This window comes from Rhodococcus sp. MALMAid1271, from assembly GCF_049195265.1.
Lineage (GTDB): Bacteria > Actinomycetota > Actinomycetes > Mycobacteriales > Mycobacteriaceae > Rhodococcoides.
Genome location: NZ_JBMIRQ010000052.1, coordinates 84,410 through 105,690, shown reverse-complemented (window position 1 = coordinate 105,690; position 21,281 = coordinate 84,410). Strand labels below are relative to the sequence as shown.

At 65.1% G+C, this 21,281-nt stretch carries 17 protein-coding genes; 9 read left to right on the top strand and 8 right to left on the bottom strand.

What is annotated here, in order from left to right:
- From ACOQFP_RS05260 to trmB, 3 genes are all read right to left on the bottom strand, one after another.
- The coding region (locus ACOQFP_RS05260; protein ID WP_421583695.1) for an MMPL family transporter at window positions 1-2,022 on the bottom strand (2,022 nt) is incomplete at its 3' end.
- Window positions 2,023-2,727, bottom strand: a complete 705-nt coding sequence (locus ACOQFP_RS05255) for an NYN domain-containing protein (RefSeq protein WP_421583694.1) — start codon at window positions 2,725-2,727, stop codon at window positions 2,023-2,025.
- Window positions 2,724-3,500: a tRNA (guanosine(46)-N7)-methyltransferase TrmB gene (trmB, locus tag ACOQFP_RS05250; RefSeq protein ID WP_421583700.1), complete on the bottom strand. Its 777-nt coding sequence runs from the start codon at window positions 3,498-3,500 to the stop codon at window positions 2,724-2,726. Before trmB ends, ACOQFP_RS05255 begins: the two co-directional genes overlap by 4 nt.
- Before the next feature lie 187 nt (window positions 3,501-3,687).
- Here trmB and ACOQFP_RS05245 point away from each other — a divergent pair, with 187 nt between their 5' ends.
- The 4 genes from ACOQFP_RS05245 to ACOQFP_RS05230 all read left to right on the top strand — a co-directional run bounded on the left by ACOQFP_RS05245 (window position 3,688) and on the right by ACOQFP_RS05230 (window position 8,865).
- Complete coding sequence (locus ACOQFP_RS05245) at window positions 3,688-4,833, top strand: hypothetical protein (protein ID WP_421583693.1); 1,146 nt, start codon at window positions 3,688-3,690, stop codon at window positions 4,831-4,833.
- A gap of 17 nt (window positions 4,834-4,850) precedes the next feature.
- On the top strand, window positions 4,851-6,356 hold the full coding sequence (locus ACOQFP_RS05240) for a hypothetical protein (RefSeq protein ID WP_421583692.1): 1,506 nt from the start codon (window positions 4,851-4,853) through the stop codon (window positions 6,354-6,356).
- Between the two features lie 65 nt (window positions 6,357-6,421).
- Complete coding sequence (locus tag ACOQFP_RS05235) at window positions 6,422-6,727, top strand: DUF6802 family protein (RefSeq protein ID WP_421583691.1); 306 nt, start codon at window positions 6,422-6,424, stop codon at window positions 6,725-6,727.
- Between the two features lie 308 nt (window positions 6,728-7,035).
- Window positions 7,036-8,865 (top strand): phosphoenolpyruvate carboxykinase (GTP), encoded by a 1,830-nt coding sequence (locus tag ACOQFP_RS05230; protein WP_421583690.1) that lies wholly within the window; start codon window positions 7,036-7,038, stop codon window positions 8,863-8,865.
- Window positions 8,866-8,928: 63 nt separating this feature from the next.
- Here the strand turns inward: ACOQFP_RS05230 and ACOQFP_RS05225 are convergent, their stop codons facing one another.
- Entirely contained in the window at window positions 8,929-9,807 is an 879-nt protein-coding gene (locus ACOQFP_RS05225) for an ROK family protein (protein ID WP_421583689.1), read from the bottom strand.
- 113 nt (window positions 9,808-9,920) lie between these two features.
- Window positions 9,921-10,715, bottom strand: coding sequence for a class I SAM-dependent methyltransferase (locus tag ACOQFP_RS05220; RefSeq protein WP_421583699.1), 795 nt, complete (start codon window positions 10,713-10,715; stop codon window positions 9,921-9,923).
- Between the two features lie 94 nt (window positions 10,716-10,809).
- Here ACOQFP_RS05220 and ACOQFP_RS05215 point away from each other — a divergent pair, with 94 nt between their 5' ends.
- The gene (locus tag ACOQFP_RS05215) at window positions 10,810-12,036 is read left to right on the top strand and encodes a glycosyltransferase family 4 protein (RefSeq protein ID WP_421583698.1); all 1,227 of its coding nucleotides are present in this window, start codon (window positions 10,810-10,812) and stop codon (window positions 12,034-12,036) included.
- On the opposite strand, the gene ACOQFP_RS05210 is transcribed toward ACOQFP_RS05215, so the two are convergent.
- Window positions 11,971-13,743 (bottom strand): hypothetical protein, encoded by a 1,773-nt coding sequence (locus ACOQFP_RS05210; RefSeq protein ID WP_421583688.1) that lies wholly within the window; start codon window positions 13,741-13,743, stop codon window positions 11,971-11,973. The genes ACOQFP_RS05215 and ACOQFP_RS05210 overlap by 66 nt on opposite strands.
- A 25-nt stretch (window positions 13,744-13,768) precedes the next feature.
- On the opposite strand from ACOQFP_RS05210, the gene ACOQFP_RS05205 reads away from it, so the two are divergent.
- Complete coding sequence (locus tag ACOQFP_RS05205; protein ID WP_421583687.1) at window positions 13,769-14,992, top strand: polysaccharide biosynthesis protein; 1,224 nt, start codon at window positions 13,769-13,771, stop codon at window positions 14,990-14,992.
- Here the strand turns inward: ACOQFP_RS05205 and ACOQFP_RS05200 are convergent.
- Window positions 14,964-16,040 (bottom strand): substrate-binding domain-containing protein, encoded by a 1,077-nt coding sequence (locus tag ACOQFP_RS05200; RefSeq protein ID WP_206489686.1) that lies wholly within the window; start codon window positions 16,038-16,040, stop codon window positions 14,964-14,966. The two genes, ACOQFP_RS05205 and ACOQFP_RS05200, sit on opposite strands and share 29 nt — an antisense overlap.
- A 105-nt stretch (window positions 16,041-16,145) precedes the next feature.
- Here ACOQFP_RS05200 and ACOQFP_RS05195 point away from each other — a divergent pair, with 105 nt between their 5' ends.
- The 3 genes from ACOQFP_RS05195 (at window position 16,146) to ACOQFP_RS05185 (ending at window position 19,910) form a co-directional block, all read left to right on the top strand.
- The gene (locus ACOQFP_RS05195; protein WP_206489685.1) at window positions 16,146-16,583 is read left to right on the top strand and encodes a MarR family winged helix-turn-helix transcriptional regulator; all 438 of its coding nucleotides are present in this window, start codon (window positions 16,146-16,148) and stop codon (window positions 16,581-16,583) included.
- Between the two features lie 169 nt (window positions 16,584-16,752).
- On the top strand, window positions 16,753-18,195 hold the full coding sequence (locus ACOQFP_RS05190; protein ID WP_421583686.1) for a purine-cytosine permease family protein: 1,443 nt from the start codon (window positions 16,753-16,755) through the stop codon (window positions 18,193-18,195).
- Complete coding sequence (locus ACOQFP_RS05185; protein WP_421583685.1) at window positions 18,192-19,910, top strand: nitrilase-related carbon-nitrogen hydrolase; 1,719 nt, start codon at window positions 18,192-18,194, stop codon at window positions 19,908-19,910. Before ACOQFP_RS05190 ends, ACOQFP_RS05185 begins: the two co-directional genes overlap by 4 nt.
- 84 nt (window positions 19,911-19,994) lie before the next feature.
- Here ACOQFP_RS05185 and ACOQFP_RS05180 read toward each other — a convergent pair whose 3' ends face one another.
- Complete coding sequence (locus tag ACOQFP_RS05180) at window positions 19,995-21,122, bottom strand: DUF3068 domain-containing protein (protein ID WP_421583684.1); 1,128 nt, start codon at window positions 21,120-21,122, stop codon at window positions 19,995-19,997.
- Between the last annotated feature and the right edge of the window lie 159 nt (window positions 21,123-21,281).

The following is a 21,281-nucleotide window of genomic DNA, read 5'->3' as shown; positions in this document are numbered from 1 at the left end:
GGCGTCGATGATGAGTGCGGCGATCATGCCGTAGGCGATGTACTTCATCATCACCAGATCGGAGAACGCGAATGCTCCGGTGACGACGATGAGGATCAAGGCTGCGGCGGTGATGATGCGTCCGGTGTGCGAGGTGCCGATCCGGATGGCTTCGCTTGTGCTGGCACCCTTTTCGCGTGCCTCCACCATTCTGGAGAGTAGGAATACCTCGTAGTCCGTGGACAGTCCGAACACGATGGAGATGATCAGCACCAAGACCGGGGCCATGATGGGCCCCGGTGTGAAGTTCATCAGCCCCGCGCCGTTTCCGTCGATGAATATCCACGTCAGGATGCCCATGGTGGCACCGAGGCCGAGGACGGTCATGAGCACCGCCTTGATCGGCAGCACCAACGATCCGAACGTCAAGAACATCAGCAGCGTCACGATGAACACCACCAGCACGGCCATCAGTGGCAGTTTGTCGATGAGCGCACTGATGGAGTCCTGCTCGATGGCAGGGGTGCCGCCCACGAGAACCGTCGCCCCGTCCGGAACGTCGATGCTGCGGAGGTAGTCGATCGCCGGCTTCGAGTCGTTGCGATCGACCAGTCCGGCTTTGAACACGATGACGCCGTCTTTGCTGGCACCGACAGGTGTGAACTTCTCGACCAGGCCCGGAGCGTTGTCGGCTTGGTTCGTGATCTGGGCCAGGTTGGCACCCTGCGCGTTGCTGATCACCAGTTTGATGGGCTCGGTGCGCTGGCCTGGGAAGAGGGAATCGAACTCGCCCTGCGCGACGCGGGTGACGTTATCCGGAGGCAGGTAGGTCTCGTTGATGCCGCCGAATTTGATGTTGCCGACGGGCAGCGTCAGGAGCACCAGACCGAGCACGATGGGCACGGTGACCTTGACGGGGTTGCGCATCACCCAGCGGGTGAGTCGGCCCCACATGCCGTTCTCGATTTCCTCGCTCGACTTGGTCTTGCGCATGAACTTCAGGCCGAGCGCATCGACGCGCGGGCCGAGGATGGCGAGGATCGCGGGCAGAATCGTGATGGCGGTCAGTGCCGCGAGTGCGACGGTGGCGATGGAGCCGTAGGCCACCGACTTGAGGAAGCCCTGCGGGAACAGCAGCAGGCCGCCGAGGGACGCGACGATCATCGTTGCGGAGAACACGACCGTGCGACCGGCCGTCATGACGGTGCGGCGGACGGCCTGTCGCGTCGTATATCCGTCGCCGAGTTCTTCTCGGAACCTCGACACGATGAACAGCCCGTAGTCGATCGCGAGGCCGAGGCCGACGAGCGAGACCACGGGCGCGACGAACGAGTTGACCTCGGTGAAGTTGGTGAACACCTTCACGATGCCGTTGGCTCCGACGACCGTCAGGCCGCCGATGATCAGCGGCAGCGCGGCAGCGACGACGCCACCGAAGATGAAGAACAGCAGCACCGCGACGGCAGGGATGGCGAGCAATTCCATCCGGTGGATGTCGCCTGCCATCGTCGACTGCAGCGCGCCTGCCACGGCCTGTAGGCCGGTCACCTGCACATTGACGCCGTCGATGTAGAAGGCGTCCTTGACGGCCTGGAAGTTGTTCGTCAGTTCGGTGTCGTTGTCGCCTTTGATGGCGATGCTGGCAATTGCATGTTGCTTGTCGGACGTACCGAGAACAGGGAGGCTGGGCGCGACCGCCGTCTTGAAGTAGCTGGCGTTGACTTTGTCGATCTGATCGGGATGGTCGGCCGTGAGCGAATCGAGGTTGGCGATGATCTTGGACTGGAACGTCGGATCGTCGATGGTCGAGCCCTCGGGCGCGGTGTAGAGGACGATGACGTCACCCTGCTTGTCGCGGCCGAACGTCGTATCTGCCAGACGGGCAGCCTGAGCCGATTCCGACGTGGGATCGTCCCAGCCGCTCTGACTGAGATGGCTGTTGAGATCGAGACCGTAGGCAGCGAAGCCCAACAGTGCAGCCACCATGACACCGATGACGGTGTACCGCAGGCGGTAGACGATGTCTCCCCATCTGGCGAACACTTAAGAAACTCCTTGGCGCCCGACGAGCAGGGCGGACAGCGGTCGGAAGGGCTGCAGCCACGCGCCCTCGTCGGGGAGCGAATCGAGACTCACCCGAGGCAGTGGTTCACGGAAGACCCCCGGAATGTCCTCCAGATCGAGGAACTCCAGAATGTCGGACGTGACAGCCCAGCTTGCGTGCTCCCGAAAGCCCAGTACCTGCACGGGCACCCCGGTCGCTGCGATGGCCTCCAAGGGGCCCTTGAACGCTTGACCGTCGGCCGACGCGACCATGACCCCGGCGAGGCCGCCGTCACGGTTGCGGAAGTCGATATGGTCGAGCATGTCTTCGTCGACATCGCTGTCTTCGTCGACCTTGGGCTTGGCGAACACCGCGAACCCCACGTTACGCAATGCTTCGACCCAGGGCCGGACGACATCGGCGCTGCCGGGAGCGATGTTGGTGAATACCGTCGCCTCGGGCTCGAGGGTCATGGTGCTCGAGGCGGAGAGTTCGGCGGTGCGGCTGAGCAGCCATCGGCCCAGCGCATCGAACCGGGGGCGGTAGGCGGCCGTTGGTCTACCGCCCAGAATCGCGCCGAGGCCCATGTCCAGGTTGGGAGCATCCCAGACCAGCAGGACTCGCTTGGTGTGTCGCGAGTCACCGATCGCACCGAGCTCGGAGGGGTCGATCACGGTGTCGGGCATGTCGGTACTGACGCTCATGATGTCTTCTTTCCCCAGATCAATTCCGTCACCGAGCTACCGATCTGCTGCGCCTTGCCCTCGAACTTGGTCACCGGCCGCTCGTGCGTCATGGGTGATTCCCAATCGAGAACGGTCAAACCGGGCTCGGCGTTCCCGGCCTCGGCAATCCACTCAGCGTATTCGGAGTGATCGGTGGCCACGTGCAGAACGCCACCCGGTTTCAGCCGATCCGCGATCATCGCGAACGTCGGCCCCTGAAGCAGGCGACGTTTGTGGTGGCGAGCCTTGGGCCATGGATCGGGAAAGAAGACCCGAACGCCGGTCAACGACTCCGTGCCCAGCATGTTCTCCAGTACATCCATCGCGTCACCGCGCAACAGTCGGATGTTCTCGATGCCTTCTCGCTCTATCTGTTGCAGCGTCTGTGCCAGACCCGGGCGGTACACCTCGACCGCCATGAGGTTGACGTGCGGCTCGGCCGCAGCCATTGCGGTCGTGGCGGTGCCGGTGCCGGATCCGATCTCGAGGATCGCCGGGCCGCTGCGGCCGAACCAGGAGTCGATGTCGATCTGCTCGTCAGCGACGTCGCGGCCGATTCGCGGCCACAGGTTGTCCCAGGTGCTCTGCTGAGCCTCGGTCAGTGCTCCGCGCCGAGAGCGAAAGCTCGTCACTCGTGGGTACAGCCGAGAGCCCCGTTCGTGGGTCTGCACGGCGTCGTCCTCGGTGTCGACAGAGGTGTCCTGGGGCTCGTTCACCGGTCCATTGTCGCGCATCCACGGAGTGTGTGACAGGTGGGTCTCGAGTTGAAGTTGAGACTTGCGTTCCCGCCGCTGATCAGGGGCCGAACGCCGACGACGAATTACAACGATGCAATTCTCGCGAACCGGCTTCACCGCGTCCCGATGTGTCAGAATCGGTGCCGCAGCAGGGGGCTGTGCGCCGGGTACGGGTGGACGGCGGGTCGTTCTGGGGGGATCGATGACGAACGTCGCCGAGACGAGTTTGAACCGTCTACGTGACCGCACCGCAGCGGGCCCGAGCGAAACCGACGGATCGACGTCGGACGCAGCGGCCCGGGAGGCGATCGCTACCGCCGTGCACCGCCGACTCCGGCCACTCCTCGTCCGGGTCGCAGGTCGACCGGGAGTGGGGAAGTCCGCCGTCCGCGCCGTGCTCGAGTCGGCCGATCTGGACGCCGACGGGCTCGACGTCCGAGTGCACGAGAGCAACGAAGCGGGCAACGGTGTAACAACGCAGAGCACCGAGAGTGCAGACGTAGACAGATCGGTTGGCGATGTACTGGTGTACGTCTTCGCCGGCGCGGTCTCGCCGGACGACAGCGCCGCTCTGAAATCTCCGTCACGTGGCGCGCACAACGGAACTGTCGTGGTGTTGACCAAAGCCGACACCCTCGACGACCCGGCAGCGGCGGCCGCGGCCGCATCGGAACAGCTCGGTCTGACCGTCCTTCCGGTGATGGGGACGATGGCCGCGGGACTTCGCGGCTCGGGGCGCTCCGGTACGCCCCTCGTCATGGACGACGTACGGACCGTTGCCGCCGCCGATCTCGGGCCTGCCGATCTGCTGACGGTCGAACGGTTTCAGGCCGCCGATATCGCGCTGTCGGGCCGCCGCCGGGAAGATCTGGTCGACTGCATCGAACTGCGTGGCCTTGCCCTGCTCGTCAGTGCACTGCGCCGGCCGACTCCCGTACCTTCTGGTCGTTCCGCAGGCTCCACTCCCGTATCTTCCGACGACGATCTCGTGCAGATACTGGTCGAAGCGTCAGGTCTGGACGCCCTGGTCGAGGCGGTCTCGGCGGCCGTATCGACAGCTGCGGCCACCCGTGACGCGGATCTGCACCGAAGCTTGCGGCAGATCGCGGCTGGGCATCGGCACGTCCGCGGCGCCGTCGAGTCGTATCTGGCCTCGGACGAGGCGGTGGCCGCTGAGATGCGCTGCGCAGCTCTGCATCTGGGGGTTCCGATCGAGACCGGTTCGGAGTGGGAGACGGTGCAGCAAGCGGCCCTGTGGAAGCAGCGCGCAGCGACCGCGAAGGACTCGGACGTGCGTCGATCGGCACTGGCGCTGTGCCGAGGCCACGTCCGATTGCTGGGTCGATGATCGCGCTGTCGGAGGACATGAAAAGCGTTCTACGACGGTGGAATTCGGACGCGCTCGACGCCATCGGAGCGGCTCGGCACAGTCGGCCCAGCGGTGTCTTCCTCACGGGCACGGCTGGATCGGGCAAGTCGGAACTACGCGACGAGCTGACCGGGCTCACCGGTTTCGCATTCGCGGACTCGGTGGCCGAGGCCGCCGTCGTCGTGATCGTCGTCGACGCGTCGGCACCGGTCGGACGCATCGAGCTGGAGCAGTGGCGAGTGGCCCTCGAATCGACGCCGACGGTGTTCGTGGTGAACAAGATCGACGTGCATCGACACTGGCGGGATGTGGTGGCCGCCGACAGCGACCTCGTGGCCGAGTGCGTCCCGCGGGCGGTGGAGTGCTCGTTTCATCCGATCTCGGTTCGGTTGGCTCGGATGGGGCGGGACAGCGGCGACGCGGTGATGTCGGGCCAATCGGGTCTGGAGGAGGTAGCGGACCGACTCGGTGCACTGCTGGTGCAGGCTCCAACGCTCGGGGCACAGCGCAAATACGCAGCGGCAGTAATGCACAGCGCAGCCGAAGCACGGGCGTCGATCGTGGCCAAGGCGCGGACGGTGACCGGGGGAGGTGACGCTACCCCTCTCCGAGCGCGACGCGCAGCACTTCTGGCCGAGCGGCAGAGCCTCGGCGGCGATCGACGTGCACTGCTGCATAATCGAATTCAGCGAGTTCGGGTGGATTCCGTCCACGCCGCTGCCGAGGATCTACGGGGGCTCGGCATCGAGTTCAGGCAGACAATCGATACGGCCCGCCGCGCTGAACTCGAGCACTTACCCGCCCATATCGCCGAGTCCGCGCGCGATGCACAAGGGCGAGCCGACGCCGCGTTGACGGCCGGATTGCGAGCAGTGGAGACCGAGCTGGGTCTCGACAATCGGCCGGCGCAGCCGGAAGCGACGGGCGAGCCGATCGATGTCGTCGCTCCATCGCGGCGTCGCGGGATCGAGGACGCCATCATGATCGTGGTCGGTGCCTCCGCCGGGGTGGGGATCGGGCGGTTGGTTCTCTCCCCGATGGCACTGGTGCCGGCGTGGGCGGTGGCAAACACCGCGATCACCCTCGTGCTCGGCGGTGTGCTGGCCTGGTGGTTGACGCGTTCGCGGGCACTGGTGGCCGACAGGGCGCACTTGCGGGGCTGGACGCAGGAATGCCTGGCCGGAGTGAAGTCTGCAGTGGAGCAGCGGTTGCTCTCCCGCATTCTCGACGCGGAGTCGGTGCTTGCGATCGCCCTCGCGGCGGCGGACCGGGAGGCGGCGGCCCGTATCGACGTCGCGCTCGCGGAGGTGGACGCCGAACTCAGAGCGCTCGCCGACCGTCGATCGGCATTGCTGTCGGCGTGCGATCGCGACCTGTCTGCGCTCGAGCGCGGGATGGAGCGATTCCGCGGGCCCGACAGCGCCGTCGTATCCCGCGAATCCGCCCAGAAGGTGCAGGCGGCCACGGAACCGTTCGAGCAGCCGGTGCGTCGAAGTCGGTAGAGCGCGGTGTGAGTAGAGCTCAATCTGAGTAGACCGCAGTGTCGGTACAGCGAGGTGAGGCGTCGATGAACGTGGTGGATGGCTTCGGGCCCGGTGATCTTTCCCCGGGCGACATGGCGGATCACGATCTCGGCAGCGGGGTTGAGCAGGCGGTCTCGGCAGACCTGTTCGATCTCGATGGCGACGGTCACTACGAGACCACCGTGCGGACGACCGACGCCGGAATCACGGTGGCGACCGATGTCGACGGAGACGGTGTGACAGACACGTTCACCGCCTTCGGACGTGATGGGCAATACCGAACTTGGGAAATATTTCGAGAAGCGAACGGTATCGGCCGGAGCGAAATGACCGAATCCGGCGAGCTGTAGGACGATTGCCGCCTCCGATATCGCCGCTGGTAGAGGCCTTCTTGCGCCGATCTTTCCCTATCTGAATCGGTCCTGTGACTAATCGGACAACACCCTGTTTCTGGATTTACGTCGCTCGGCGTTAACCTGGTGAACAGGACATCCGGCGCTCGGCTCTAGGCTTGCCGTACCCAGTAAGATGGTGTATTGCAGCACGAACGGTCGAGCAGCGCCCCGCCGAGAGGGGAAAATCGAGATCTGCTCGCGCATGCTTGCCAACAGCAGTCGTGCGAGTTCGTCCCGGTTCCGGCTAACCCCAGGAGAGTTAGATGACCTCAGCGACCATTCCCGGTTTGAGCGGCACCGACAACGTGCCGACTCGACACAAAGAACTGCTTGCCTGGGTTGCTCAGGTAGCCGAACTGACCGAACCGGACGCAGTGGTGTTCGCTGACGGGTCCGACGCCGAATGGGAGCGCCTGACCGGCAAGCTGGTCGAGGCAGGCACCTTCACTCGTCTCAACGACGAGAAGAAGCCCAACTCGTTCCTCGGCAACTCCGATCCCTCGGATGTCGCCCGCGTGGAGTCGCGCACGTACATCTGCTCCAAAGAGGAAATCGACGCCGGTCCCACCAACAACTGGATAGATCCCGCCGAGATGAGGACGTTGATGTCCGATCTCTACCGCGGTTGCATGCGTGGACGGACCATGTACGTCGTTCCGTTCTGCATGGGCCCGCTCGATGCGGCCGACCCGAAGCTGGGCGTCGAGCTCACCGACTCCGAGTACGTCGTCGTCTCGATGCGCGTGATGACCCGCATGGGTCAGGCAGCGCTCGACAAGATCGGCGAGGACGGCTTCTACGTCAAGGCGCTGCACTCGCTCGGCGCACCGCTCGCCGAGGGCCAGGCCGACGTGCCGTGGCCGTGCAACGACACCAAATACATCACGCATTTCCCCGAGGACCGCGAGATCTGGAGCTTCGGTTCCGGTTACGGCGGCAACGCACTGCTGGGCAAGAAGTGCTACTCGCTGCGTATCGCCTCGGCGATGGCCCACGACGAGGGCTGGCTCGCCGAGCACATGCTGATCCTCAAGCTGATCTCGCCCGAGGACAAGGCGTACTACATCGCGGCGGCGTTCCCGTCCGCGTGCGGCAAGACCAACCTCGCGATGATTCAGCCGACCATCCCGGGCTGGCGTGCCGAGACCATCGGTGACGACATCGCGTGGATGCGTTTCGGTGAGGACGGTCGTCTCTACGCCGTCAACCCGGAGTTCGGTTTCTTCGGCGTCGCGCCCGGCACCAACTGGGATTCCAACCCGAACGCGATGAAGACCATCGATCAGGGCAACTCGGTGTTCACCAACGTCGGTATGACCGACGACGGTGACGTGTGGTGGGAAGGCCTCGAGGGCAAGCCCGATCACCTGATCGACTGGAAGGGCAACGACTGGACGCCCGAGTCCGGGACCGATGCAGCACATCCGAACTCGCGCTACTGCGTGCCGATGGCTCAGTGCCCGTCGATGGCACCCGAGTGGGACGACCCGCAGGGTGTGCCGATCTCGGCGATCCTGTTCGGTGGACGTCGCAAGACCACCGTCCCGCTGGTGACCGAGGCCCGCGACTGGCAGCACGGAGTGTTCATGGGAGCCACCGTCGGCTCCGAGCAGACCGCCGCTGCCGAGGGCACCGTCGGTACCGTTCGACGCGATCCGATGGCGATGCTGCCGTTCCTCGGCTACAACGTGGGCGACTACTTCCAGCACTGGATCGACCTCGGTAAGAACGCCGACGACTCGAAGCTGCCGAAGGTGTTCTACGTCAACTGGTTCCGTCGCGGCGAGGACAAGCGCTTCCTGTGGCCCGGATTCGGTGAGAACTCGCGCGTGCTCAAGTGGATCGTCGAGCGCATCGAGCACAAGGCCGCGGGCGTCGAGACCCCGATCGGTGTCGTCCCCACGGCCGAGGCTCTGGACATCGACGGCCTCGACACCACCGTCGACGACGTGGCCGAGGCACTCGCGGTGAACACCGAGGAGTGGAAGGCCGAGATCCCGCTGATCCAGGAGTGGTTCGACTTCGTCGGCGAGAAACTGCCCACCGGAATTCAGGACGAATTCGACGCCCTCAAGCAGCGTCTGGGCGCGTAGTATTCAGCACACGGAACGGGGCTCACCGAGGGGTGGGCCCCGTTCTGGCTGTGCGGGTACCTGTCAGCCGGTGAGGGCAGCCGCGCCGTACACGGTTCCGAGCCCACCCAAGGCTGCCGGTACCACCTGTAGGCCGTCGAGGAACTTCAGGCGAGCGTGCAGCCCTATCGACTCCCGAATCGGATCCCACAGCGGCGGGCCTGCCTGAGCGAACCCACCGCCGATCACCACCATGCGCACATCCACCAGGGCGACGGCCGACGCGATCGCCTGACCCAGTGCCACTCCAGCGCGCTGCAACGACGTGATCGCGACCGGCTCTCCGGAGGTGGCGGCTGCAGCGAGTTCGGTCCCGGTGCTGCCGGTCCAACCCTGCTCGCGCGCCCACCGCACCGCAGACGGCCCGCTCGAGACGGTTTCGACGCATCCGATGCCACCGCACGCGCAGGCCGTCGTCGATCCTGGAACGACGATGTGACCGATGTGGCCCGCATTGCCGCTGGCACCTCCGACGATCTGGCCGCCGAGCACCAATCCGCCGCCGATGCCGGTCGAGACGACCAGGCTCAACACGTCCGGCACCCCCACGGCGGCCCCGAACCGGTGTTCGCCCAGAGCGGCTGCGCTGCCGTCCATCGCCAGGCGGACGTCGACGTCGGGAAAGATCTCGGTGATGCGGCCCGCCAGCGCGAAGCCGTTCTTCCACTCCGCGATGTTGATCGGCGCGACCGATCCGGTGTCCAGACTCACCGGACCGGAGCAGGCGACACCGATGCGGTCGATGTGCTGTCCGGGAGCGATCTTCCGAAGCAACGACGCGCAGGCCGACCACACTCCGGACGCGGGCGTCGGCACCGTGACCGGCTTCTCCGGACGCCCGTCGCGGCCGACGAGTGCCGCTGTCATCTTGGAGCCGCCGATGTCGAGAGCCAGTGCCGTCATGGGTCCAGACTAGGCGGGAGTGGAGCCTGCGGAATGACCCTTCGAGGGTGGGAGTGGAGCCTGCGGAATGACCCTTCGCTAGGCGGGAGTGGGGCCTGCGGAATGACCCTTCTTTAGGCGGGAGTGGAGCCTGCGGAATGACCCTTCGAAGGGGGGTTCGGTGTCAGTACGAGGACGAGGTTGCTGCCGAAAAACTCTCGGAGCAGCGGAACACGCATCATCCACCATGCCCATCGCGGGTGGTATCGAGGGAATGCGGCCAGCAGTGTCGCGTTGGGAGTGCTTTTCGCCCAACGTAATCCGTCTGCAGCGCTGATGTCGAACAATGATTCGCCAAATCGGTTCTTCGGTTCGTGGCCGGTGGTGCGGGTGTAGCGCCGGGCGGCGTATTCGCCGCCGAGATAGTGCCAGGGCCTGGTCTCGTGGCCACCGAAAGGACCGAACCAGATCGTGTAAGACAGCACGGTCAACCCGCCGGGCTTGGTGACACGCAGCATTTCCTCGGCCATCGTCCACGGCTCACGTACGTGTTCGGCGACATTCGAGGAGAAACAGATGTCGACGCTGTCGCTGCGGAACGGCAGTGCCATTCCGGACCCTCGTACCGATCCGGGGATCTGCAGTCCGGCTGCGTGCATCTCCGACGCATCGGGTTCGACGGGAAGGTAGCGCTCGCAGGTCTCCCCGAAGACCTCGGCGAAGTATCCCGGGCCGCCGCCCACGTCGAGTACCGTTGCCGCGGACATGTCGGTGCCGGTCAGGCCTCGGTACAGGTCGCCGATCAGTTCCACGGAATCGCGGGCCAGGGCTCCGTAGAAGATGTCCGGTGCACTCTGCTCGTGGCCGAAGTCCTTCAACAGACTCACCGAGCGGCGCAGTGTCGCGCGGGAGGCGAACAGGCGTGTCACGGCGGAAGTCACGAAAACGAACCCTAGCGGTTAGTGTGGCAGCGGTGATCGACGGCGGTCGAGACGAGCATGGGGAAATTGGGTGAAGCAAGCTGTGCGCGAGGTTCTGTTGCTGTGCTGGCGCGATACCGGGCACCCGCAGGGCGGCGGCAGCGAGCGTTATCTCGAGCAGGTGGGCGCGGGTCTGGCTCGACGCGGCGTCCGCGTCACCCTCAGAACGGCGTCGTACCCCGGTGCTCCTGCCGAGGAGATCGTCGACGGGATTCGGATCAGTCGCGGTGGTGGGCGGCTGTCGGTGTACCCCCGAGCGCTTGCCGCGATCGCTGCCGGGCGGCTCGGATTCGGACCGCTCAAAGGCATTGCTCCCGATGCGGTGATCGATACCCAGAACGGAATCCCCTTCTTCTCACGCGTCGCGTTCGGCGTGCCGGTCACGCTGCTGGTGCACCATTGCCACCGTGAGCAGTGGCCTGTCGCAGGCCCCCTGATGGCCAAGCTGGGCTGGTGGTTGGAATCGACGGTGTCCCCGCGAGTGCACCGCCGCAACCAGTATCTGACGGTGTCGTTGCCGTCCGCAGACGAACTGATCGCCCTCGGCGTGGACCGCGAGCGCATCGCTGTGGTGCGAAACGGTGCAGACGAGATCCCGTTGTCGGTGCGAGAGGGCGACGAGAGCACCCGCACCGCGCATCCTTCGCTCAGCGTGCTGTCCAGGCTGGTTCCGCACAAGCAGATCGAGGACGCACTCGATATCGTGGCGGCGCTACGCGGACGGATTCCCGATATCCACCTCGACGTCATCGGCGGCGGCTGGTGGGAGCAGAACCTGCGCGACTACGTGAGCGAGCTGGGCATCGAGCACTACGTCACCTTTCACGGGCACGTCGAGGAGGCGCGCAAACACGAGCTGCTCGGTCGGAGCTGGGTGCACGTCCTGCCCTCACGCAAGGAGGGCTGGGGCCTCGCGGTGGTCGAAGCGGCCCAGCACGGGGTGCCGACAGTGGGCTACCGAAGCTCCAAGGGCCTGACCGATTCGATCATCGACGGGGTCACCGGCGTCCTGGTGGGCGGACAGTCCGTAGAAGACAGAGACGTCGCCGGCCTGACAATGGCGGTGTCGGAACTGCTGCTCGATGCCGAAGCACGAACTCGGCTGGGAGAGAAGGCGCGAGTGCGCGCAGGAGAGTTCTCCTGGGAGCAGTGCGCCCAGGGTGTGTACTCCGTGCTCGACGCCACGACGCGGGGCAGTTGGTCGTCAGGGCTGGTCGGATCGGCCGGCGTTGTGCCGCAATCCGATTCGGCGCAGGACTCCTACCGCTAGACCGCCGAGAAGCAGCAGTGCCCAGGCCAGGTGGGCCACCACGACGGCTGCGGTGGGACGGTGCTGGGCGATCAGCGGATCCGGCACCCGGTAGAGCGTGAGCTGTGCGTCGGAATAGGCAATATCGAGTGGTTTCAGTGTCTGCTCGGATTCGCCGAGTTCGCCGGGGGTCGTGTTCTCCACCAGCACCCAGCCGACGCCCAGTTCAGCGAGTGCGTCGGCAGATTCGCCTGCAAGCAAAGCGTTCTGGACGTCGGTGGCGCGTGCCCCCTCGCCGCGTACCGTGCCGCCTGCCACGATGAGTTCGCCGGTCTGCAGCACGTCCAGTGGCAGCATGCGCGGGGCTGGATCGAGGACCGGAGCATCGCCGCTGTACGGGAAGCGGCGAAACATACCGGCAGGAAGTACCGCGACATCACCTGTGCTGCCGTCCAATTCGGCCGCTACGGCGCGCCACGAGGGTGGATACGTCACGGGTCTGACGGAATTGCCGACGCCCCAGGCGAGGTCCGGTAGCGCAATCAACAGAGCCAGCACCGTGACCGTCCCCGGTAGCCATGCGGTGCGAAATCGGGTGCACTGGGCCGCGCTGGGCGCGGCCGGCTGCACCCGATTTCGCCGTCGGCCCCGACACATCTGCCCGATTCCGGCTGCAGCGGCGAGAACGTAGAAGGGCATGGCCAACGCGACCCACTTCTGGGAATCGCGGAGCAAACCGGCTCCGGGCACGATGTCACCCATCGCTCGGGCCACGGCCAGCCCCGGTCCCGTCGCCGCGAGCGCCGGGATCACCACGGCGCAGAGCGCAACAACGCCGAGCCCCACGATCACCGGATTTCGTCGACGCCTGATCAGCGGCCATACGCCGAACGCGACCGGCGTCAGCAGCAGAATCGTACCAACGAGAGCGAAAATTCCTGTCCGAGAGCCGGGTACGGCCTCGGAGTTCCAGATGCCGCCGAGGCCGGCCAGGCTGCCGAGGGTACCCAGCCCCGGCTCCGCTCGTGCTGCAAAAGCCGCCCAGCCGGCCGGATCCGTCTGGTCGACGCCACCGCCCGACACTGCCGTCGCCACCAGCCACGGCGACGACGCCACCGCCGCGATGCCGAGGGTGACGACCACGCGCAGGCCGCGTCCGGAACCCCCGGGGGCGGCGAGCACGACGAGCGCGATGAGTGCGGCCAGCAGTGCTCCGGTGGGGGTGAGGCCGGCGGCGGCGAGACAGACTGAGAGCGCCCACCACGAACGACCTTGCCTGACCGCGAGTGCGGCGACCACGGTCCACGGTAGGGCGGCGTATCCGACGAGCAGGCTCCAATGTCCCTGTAGCAGTCGCTCGGCCACATACGGGTTCCACACGGCGATGGTCGACGCGACGAGCAGTGCAGGTAGCGAGACTGCCGGAAGCACCGTTCGTACCATGACGGCCGCGCCCCACCCGGCCAGCCACAACGCCAGCAGCAGGATGGTCTTGACCACCAGGCCCCCGTCGAACACCGTCGTCAGGGCCGCTATCACCGCATCCTGCGGGACTGCGCGGGCGGCAGCATCTGCAATGCCCCAGGCGGAGTCGGTGAAGTAGGAACGGGGTGTGCTGACGGCGTCGCGCAGCAGCAGGTAGCCGGGGCCCAGCAACGGGCCGAGAACGACCGCGGAGAGCAGCAGGCTGTAGGCGGGCGGCGTCCACCTCGACCTCGACCACGCCATGATCGGCACCCTATACCGTGGGCGCATGTCTTTCCGCGCCTCGTCCGAGGCAGACCATTCCGCCGGTGCCTCGGTCGCCGGGATGGGGATGGTGACGGCCGGTTCGATGTTCGCGAACGTCGCGGCCTATGTGCTGCAGGTGCTCGCGAGCCGGATGCTCGGCGTCGAGGGCTACGGCGAGTTCGCGAGTCTGCTTGCTGCACAGTTGGTTCTGGCAGTGCCCGCGTTGGCTTTGCAGTCGGTGGTGGCGCGTGAGGTGGTACGGGGCCGCAGTTCTCGGGAGCTGCGGACCGTGGGGTACCGCTGCGCGGCGGTGGTGGGCGTGTTGGCGCTGGCCCTGGCACCTGCCCTGTCCGCCTCGATGGATGTCTCGATGGCGTCGACGGTATCGGCGGTCATCGCTGCCCCGGTGCTGGTGCTGCTGGCCGCCGAACAGGGGTTGCTTCAGGGGCGCGGGCGATTCGGGGCCCTCAGTGTCGTACTGGCCGCCGCCGGCTTCGGCAAAGTGGCTCCGGCCGTGCTGGTGTTGGGGCTCGGTGGTGGTCCCGGTTCGGTGCTGTTGGCCACGGCCGCGGGCATCGGGGTGGTGGCGCTGGGCGCGCGATGGACCGCCGGGGTGCCGGTGCACGCGGTATCGGAAACGAAGGTCACCGTGCTGGCCGTCTTACAGGCCTCGCAGGTGCAACTGGTGCTGATCGCGATGTCGGCGCTGGATCTGGTGCTCGCTCGTGCCGTCCTGAGCACCAACGAGGCCGGCCTGTATGCCGTCGGTGCCGTTGCGTCCAAGGCGGCATTCTGGCTGCCGCAGGCCGTCGGCGTTGTGCTGTATCCGCGGATGGCGGACCCGGTGCATTCCGCCTCCGCGGTCCGATCGGCGCTGGCCGTCGTCGCAGGCCTCGGCACGGTGTTGGTGATCGGCGGCGCGGTGGCGTCGCCGCTGCTGCCGTTGGTGGTCGGCGATACGTACTCCGGTGTGCAGGGCTATGTCTGGCTGTTCGTGTTGCAGGGTGCGTGCCTGGCGGTTCTGCAGAGTGCGCTGCTCTGGGCCATCGCGGGCGAGCGCACCCACCTCGCTCTCGTGGCCTGGTTCGCCCTCGGCGTCGAAGTGGTGCTGCTGCTGTTCGTCGCGTCGACGCTGGCACAGTTCGTCACCGTTGCCGCCGTCACCGCGGCGGTGACGATGGTGGTGGTGGTCGGCTTGGTGTTGTGGGGAGGAAGCGTCAGTCGGCAGAGGGACGGATCTCACTGAGGATCTCGAAATCGACCTCGCCTGCCAATGCCAGGTAGATCGGTTGAGACACATGGCCGTTCGACAAAGACAGACGTCCGCGGGCACCGGTGAACGTCACCGAATCGGAGATGGATTCGATCACGCTCACGTCCGCGGTACCCGCCCTGTTCAGCAGTGCGCCCAGAAGTTTGATGCCCTCGTAGCACGATTGGCCCAGGGCTCCGACGATGGGCGCGTCCACTCCGAACGCGCGGGCGAATCGAGCCGAGAATCCCAAACTGTCCTCGGTGGCCAGTGTCTCGAAGTATCCGGATGCGACGTACAAGCCATGAGTGTTGTCGCCGCCGGCCGCAATCAACATGTTCTCGTCCATCAGCGGACTGAGCCGAACGCACCGAACATCGAGACCTGCAGCTGCAAATTGTTGATGGAAATGTACGGCGTCATCGCCGAGTAGCAGCACCACGGCACCATCGGCCCCGGATCGCTCGAGTGCGGCGACGGAACCGGTGAAGTTCGTGCTTCCGACCGGCCGAAAGTCCGCATGCACCACGGCCGCGCCCAGTTCACGTAGGCGTGCGGCTGCGATAGCGGCGCTCTTGCGGGGCCAGACGTAGTCGTTGCCGACGATCGCCCAGCGCCTTCGTCCGAACTCGTGGACCAGGAAATCCAGGGCCGGGACGAGTTGGTTGGTTGGCGTTTCTCCGGTGATGAACAGGCCGGGGAAGCGATCTCCGCCCTCGTACAGTGAGGTGTAGACGTACGGAATTCGGTTCACGGTCACGGGAATGACAGCTCGTCGAACCGCCGATGTGTGCATCCCTGCGACGGCGTCCAGGGCACCTGCGTCCACCAGAGTCGAGACCTCGCCGGCCACGGCGGCAGGGTCTCGGCCACCATCGATTGCGATCAGTTCGACGGAGCGGCCGAGTACGCCATCGGCCGCATTGAGCTCGTCTCTGGCCAGCTGCGCGGACAGCTCACTCGACGGTCCGACCAGTCCGAACGGTCCGGACATCGGAAAGATCAGGCCGACCCGGAACGGGCCGACCCGATCGCTGTTCATCGTGCTGTCCATCCGATCCGGCTCGATTCAGTGTTCGCTTCGCTCTAGAATCGCTGAGGAGACTGTAGCGCCGACGGCGCACGACGAGCAGAGGGGCGCGATCGCGTGAAGCACGACGAGGCCGGCTCTGCTGCTCGTTTGCTCACGGTGGTCGAGCGGGCCGTCTCGGATCGGCTGCGCAGCGCGCTCGTCTCCTGGGAGCTCGATCTCGAAGAGTGGCGGGTGCTGTCGTTGTTGTCGGACGGCGAGGGGCACACGATGGCAGAAACGGCGGAGTTCGCCCTGCTGTCGCCACCGACGCTGACCAAGGCCGTCAATCGGCTGGTCTCCAATAATCTCGTGCATCGCCGAAACGGCACGGTGGATCGTCGCCAGGTGCTCATCAGGCTGACTGCGCGCGGCAGAGCCATGCACGACGAGGCGGCTCCGGTGATGGAGACCATCGCCGCGTCGGTGTTTGCGTCGGCGTCGGAGCGCGAGCTGTTGGAAACGCTGCTGCGCGCCCTCGAGACCAACGCGAAAGCGTCTTCGGTCACTCACTGATAGGCCTGATAGCCCCGCGTAGGGCATGTGCTGTGCCGTCTTCTTGCTGGTCGGGAACTCTCGTGATCTCTTTTTAACATATTTCACCTTGCAATAGTGTCCAGGGAAAGTATTGTTCCGTGGCAGCGCAATCAGCGCTCTACCCGCGATCCGAAGTGGACACCCGTTCATGAACATGAAGAAGTATTTCGAGGGGCCTGCGACCAGCCTCGACGATCAGATCGAAAGTTACGCAACCTCCCGCGTCCCCGATAACCAACGCTGGCGTCGTCCGGCGATTCTGCTGGTGCTCACCGGCAACGTCACCGCGATGTTCTGGTTCGCCCTCGGCGGCCAGATCGGCTTCCTGGTGGGATGGCCGATGTTTCTGATCCCCGTCGCGTACATGGTGATCGGCGCGACGATCGTCGGCAGCCTGATCATGCGCATCGCCAGCCAGGAGGGTCTGTCGTTGCCCCTGCTCACCCGTGGAATGGGCTTCGGAACCAAGGGTTCGGCAGTCGCATCACTGGTGTACGCCGTGAACTATGTCTTCTACTTCATCTTCGAGGGCAGCATCGTCTCGCACGGTCTGAGCGAAATGGCCGGGATCGACATCAATTCAGCATGGGCGACAGTGGTATTCGCCCTCGTGGCCCTGGTCGCGCTGTTCTTCTCCTGGCGCGGGATGCACTCGATGAATATTCTGCAGCGCTTCGGCATGCCTATCTTTCTGATCCTGTTCGCCATCGGCATGTACATGCTGGCCAGCGGGTACGTTCTCGTGGGCCCCGGTCAATGGGAGGCCACGGGCGGACTGACCGCAACCGCGATGTGGCAGGCTCTCAGTCTCGCGAACGGGCAGGTGGTGTTTCAGGCACTCATCGCCACCGACTACGGACGGTTCGTCAAGAAGAGCGTCAGCTATGTCGGGACGGCCGGGCTGATGCTCGCCGAATTGTTGATGATCGTCGTCGTGATGATTCTCGGTGTCTTCCTCGGCTTCACCATGCTCCGTCACTTCACCGGAAGCACTGCAACACCAGAACTTTCGGCGACCGACCCCGGGCTCTACTTTGCCGTGGTGATGGGTTTGCTCGGCGTGATCTTCGCCGTCGTCACCCAGGTGCGCATCAACGTGATGAATCTGTACTCGGGATCCCTTGCACTGTCCAACGCCTGGGACGTGCTCTCGCCCCGCAAGGTCGGACGCCAGTGGTGGATGGTGGCGCTGCTCGTCGTCGGTGTGCTCTGCTATCCGGTCAACATCCTGCAGTACACCGACAAGTTCCTTGCCGTCACCGGCATCATGACCAACACCTGGATCTTCATCCTGCTCGCGGACTACTTCGTCTGCAGGCGGATGCTCGGCCTCGCACCGCGCAACAACATCGAATTTCGCGAAGGGCGCGTACGTAACTGGAACCCCTGCGGCATTGCCGCCATGGCAGTGGGTGTGGCCGTGGGTGGCCTCGGTGTGTTCGGTCTCTACCCGTCGTACTACGCCTCGTTCATTGCGATGATCCTCGGACCGATCGTCTACGTCCCCCTCACCATGGCCACCCGAGGCAAGTACTACCAACCGCCGGTCTCGGCCGGAGCTTTTGAAACCGAAAGGACTGCAGCGCTATGACATTCACCGCAGCAGCCATCCAGTTCGAGCCCACGTTGTTCGCCAAGGATGCCAATATCGAGTCCCTGGCAGAGCTCGTCGAGAAGGCGGCATCGGACGGGGCGGAATTGATCACGACACCCGAGATGGCCACCACCGGTTACTGTTTCCATGACGGCGAGGAAGCGGCCACCGTCGTCGAACAGATTCCAGGGCCGACCACCGGCGTGTTCGAGGAGATCGCAGCCCGCCGCGACTGCTACATCGTGCTGGGGATGCCGGAGGTCGATCCGGACAGTGGATTGTTCTACAACAGTGCAGTTCTCATCGGACCAGAAGGAATCCTCGGAACCCATCGCAAGACGCATCCGTACATCGCCGAACCCAAGTGGGCCGCACCGGGCAATCTGGGGCATCAGGTTTTCGAGACCAGACTCGGCCGCATCGCGATGTTGATCTGTATGGATCTGCATTTCCTCGAGACGGCCAGGGTGGTCGCGCTGCAGGGCGCAGATGTCATCTGCCACATCAGTAATTGGCTCGCCGAACGGACTCCCGCCCCCTACTGGATCAGCCGGGCGTTCGAGAACAACTGCCACGTCATCGAAAGCAACCGATGGGGTCTCGAACGCACCGTTCAGTTCAGTGGCGGCACCTGCATCATCGAGCCCGACGGTACCGTCGCCCAGCGCATCGACGTCGGAAACGGCATCGTCTCGGCGCAGATCGATATCCGACGCGGCGGTCGGGGCCTACCGGAGCGCCGGCCGGAGCTGTATCGCGAACTCCAGATCAATTCGTACGCGTGGAACCCACTGGACTTCTTCACCTTGTACGGGCACGCTCCGCTACCGACCGGGGCGACATCCACGGTCAGCGTCGTCCAGTGCACGCCAGGAACATCGGTCGAGGGCAACCTTGCCGACATCGAGTCCTGGGTCGAAAGGCTCTCCGGCTCCACTGATCTCGTGGTCTTTCCCGAGTTGTCGATCAGCGGGTCGGTCTCCGAGCATCGGCCTCCGCGTGAGATTGCCGAGACCCTGGACGGGCCCTCGATCACACGGATCGCCGAACTGGCTGTTCGTCGGGACGTCTCGATCGTCGTCGGACTTGCCGAGCGCGACGCCGAGACGGGGCGGGTGTACAACTCGGCGGTTCTCATCGGTTCCGACGGAGCGTGCACGGCCTACCGACAAATTCACTTGTCCGCCGAACACAGACCGCTGTTCGACGCGGGAGACTCGTGGACGGTCGTCGATCTGCCGACAGGACGCGTCGGAATACTGGTCGGAAACGACGCGCTGCTACCGGAATCCGGTCGAATTCTGGCGCTGCGTGGGTGCGATCTGATCGTGTGTCCATCCGCACTGGCCGGGACGTTCGTCGGATCGCATCCCGGGACCGAGATTCCCCATGCGGCCGAGGTCCCCACCGGCGTCGACGCCCTGCACTGGCACCACATGCGGGTGCGTGCGGGCGAGAACAACGTCTACTTCGCGTTCGCCAACAGCATCGATCCGAGTCGCGGAATTCATGGGCACAGTGGGGTATTCGGGCCGGATACCTTCGCATTTCCCCGAACCGAGGCCATCGTCGACGGCAGCGAATCCGGCCACGCGACGTGCGTTGTGGATACCACCCATCTCGGTGGCCCGTACCCCACGACAGTGGTGCGACGCAAGGATCTCGTTCTGATGCGGCAGCCGCATCAATACGGGACGCTGTCGACTGCCTGACACACGCCAGTGGCGTGGTCGAGTGCCCGTGAGGGCACCTGACCACGCCACTGTGCGTAGCGCACTCGCTCGTGCGCGGCGGACCTACTCCTTGGAGAGATTCGTCCTCGGGATTTCTTCGGTGCGATCGGTCGTCCAATCGCGGCCCGGAGCGGGTGCTGCTCCACCGGCAGGGTTCGGACGCGGGGCGTTGTCCGCCCGGGCGGGCTGACGGCGGTCACCGTTTCCGCCGCGCAGCAGCAAGAACGCTCCGGCGATCAAGGCGATGACACCGAGGACAGCTGCGACGATCGGAATCGTCCGGCCGAAGAGTGAGATCTTGTCCTGACCGTCCTTGGCCTGCTGGATCTGGTACTCGACGGTGTTCTCGTCGAACGTGATCGGTGCTTTGAGAACATCGACCTCGGGCGTGCCTGCTTCACGCGCGTAGTACTGGTGCAGCTGCTCCTCGCCCTTGACGATCACACCGGTCTCGGGTTCGACCCACACAGTGCGGGTGTTCTCGTACCAGCGGGTCATCGTCACCGGTTCGGTGCCGCCCTCGACGCCCCAGGTGTCGGCGGGCAGCGTCACCTTGTTGGTCGGCAGGTTCACCACGGTCGACAGATCGACCGGACCGACGGTTTGCTGGTACTTGTACACCGGGGTGCCGTTGATCTCGGTGGCTTCGACGAAGTCGATGTCCTTGGACGCTCGCGCGTTGATGTCGAAGTACGGGTAGCTCTTCTGCTCGGCGTTGAACGGGAACTTGTACTGCAGGCCGGTGTGGGCAACTTCCTCTGCGGGCTTGTCGCCGGAAACCTGGATCGTGCCGATCGGGTTGTCGACGGGCATCGAGGTCTTGCGGTCGACGGTGACGCGGTCGACGTTGGCCGTCAGCAGCCCGGTGTCGGCCTGCTTGTCGCTGCGGCGGAGAGTCTGGCCGGCCTGCAGCGTCATGATGTCGGCGTTGGAGGGGTCTTCGACGGTGACGAAACGCTGCGAGACGAGCGGAACGTTCTCGTCCACCACGGCCCGGCCCGCGGCCAGAGAGCTCGAATTGAGCACACTGCCCTCTCCGGTCGAGACGGTGGTGACCTCGAGATCCAGGGGCGTCTTCTCGAGCGCCGAGACCGTGTATGTGGGAATGAGGATGGCGGCGACCACCAGAAATGCACCCAAGCCGATGAGTACGAGGGCTACTATCCGGCTCGGCCCTGAGCGCTCCGCCATGCTGACTCTCCTTAGTTGACCGCTTCATTGGAAGACACCGCAGGCGGGATGAAGCTCAGCCCCCCGCACGATGCCCGTTTTCTATCGACACGTCGCAGGTGACAGTAACAGTCGACAGTGGTGCCGGTCTCGTCTGCGCCGGTTCGACACGGCACACTT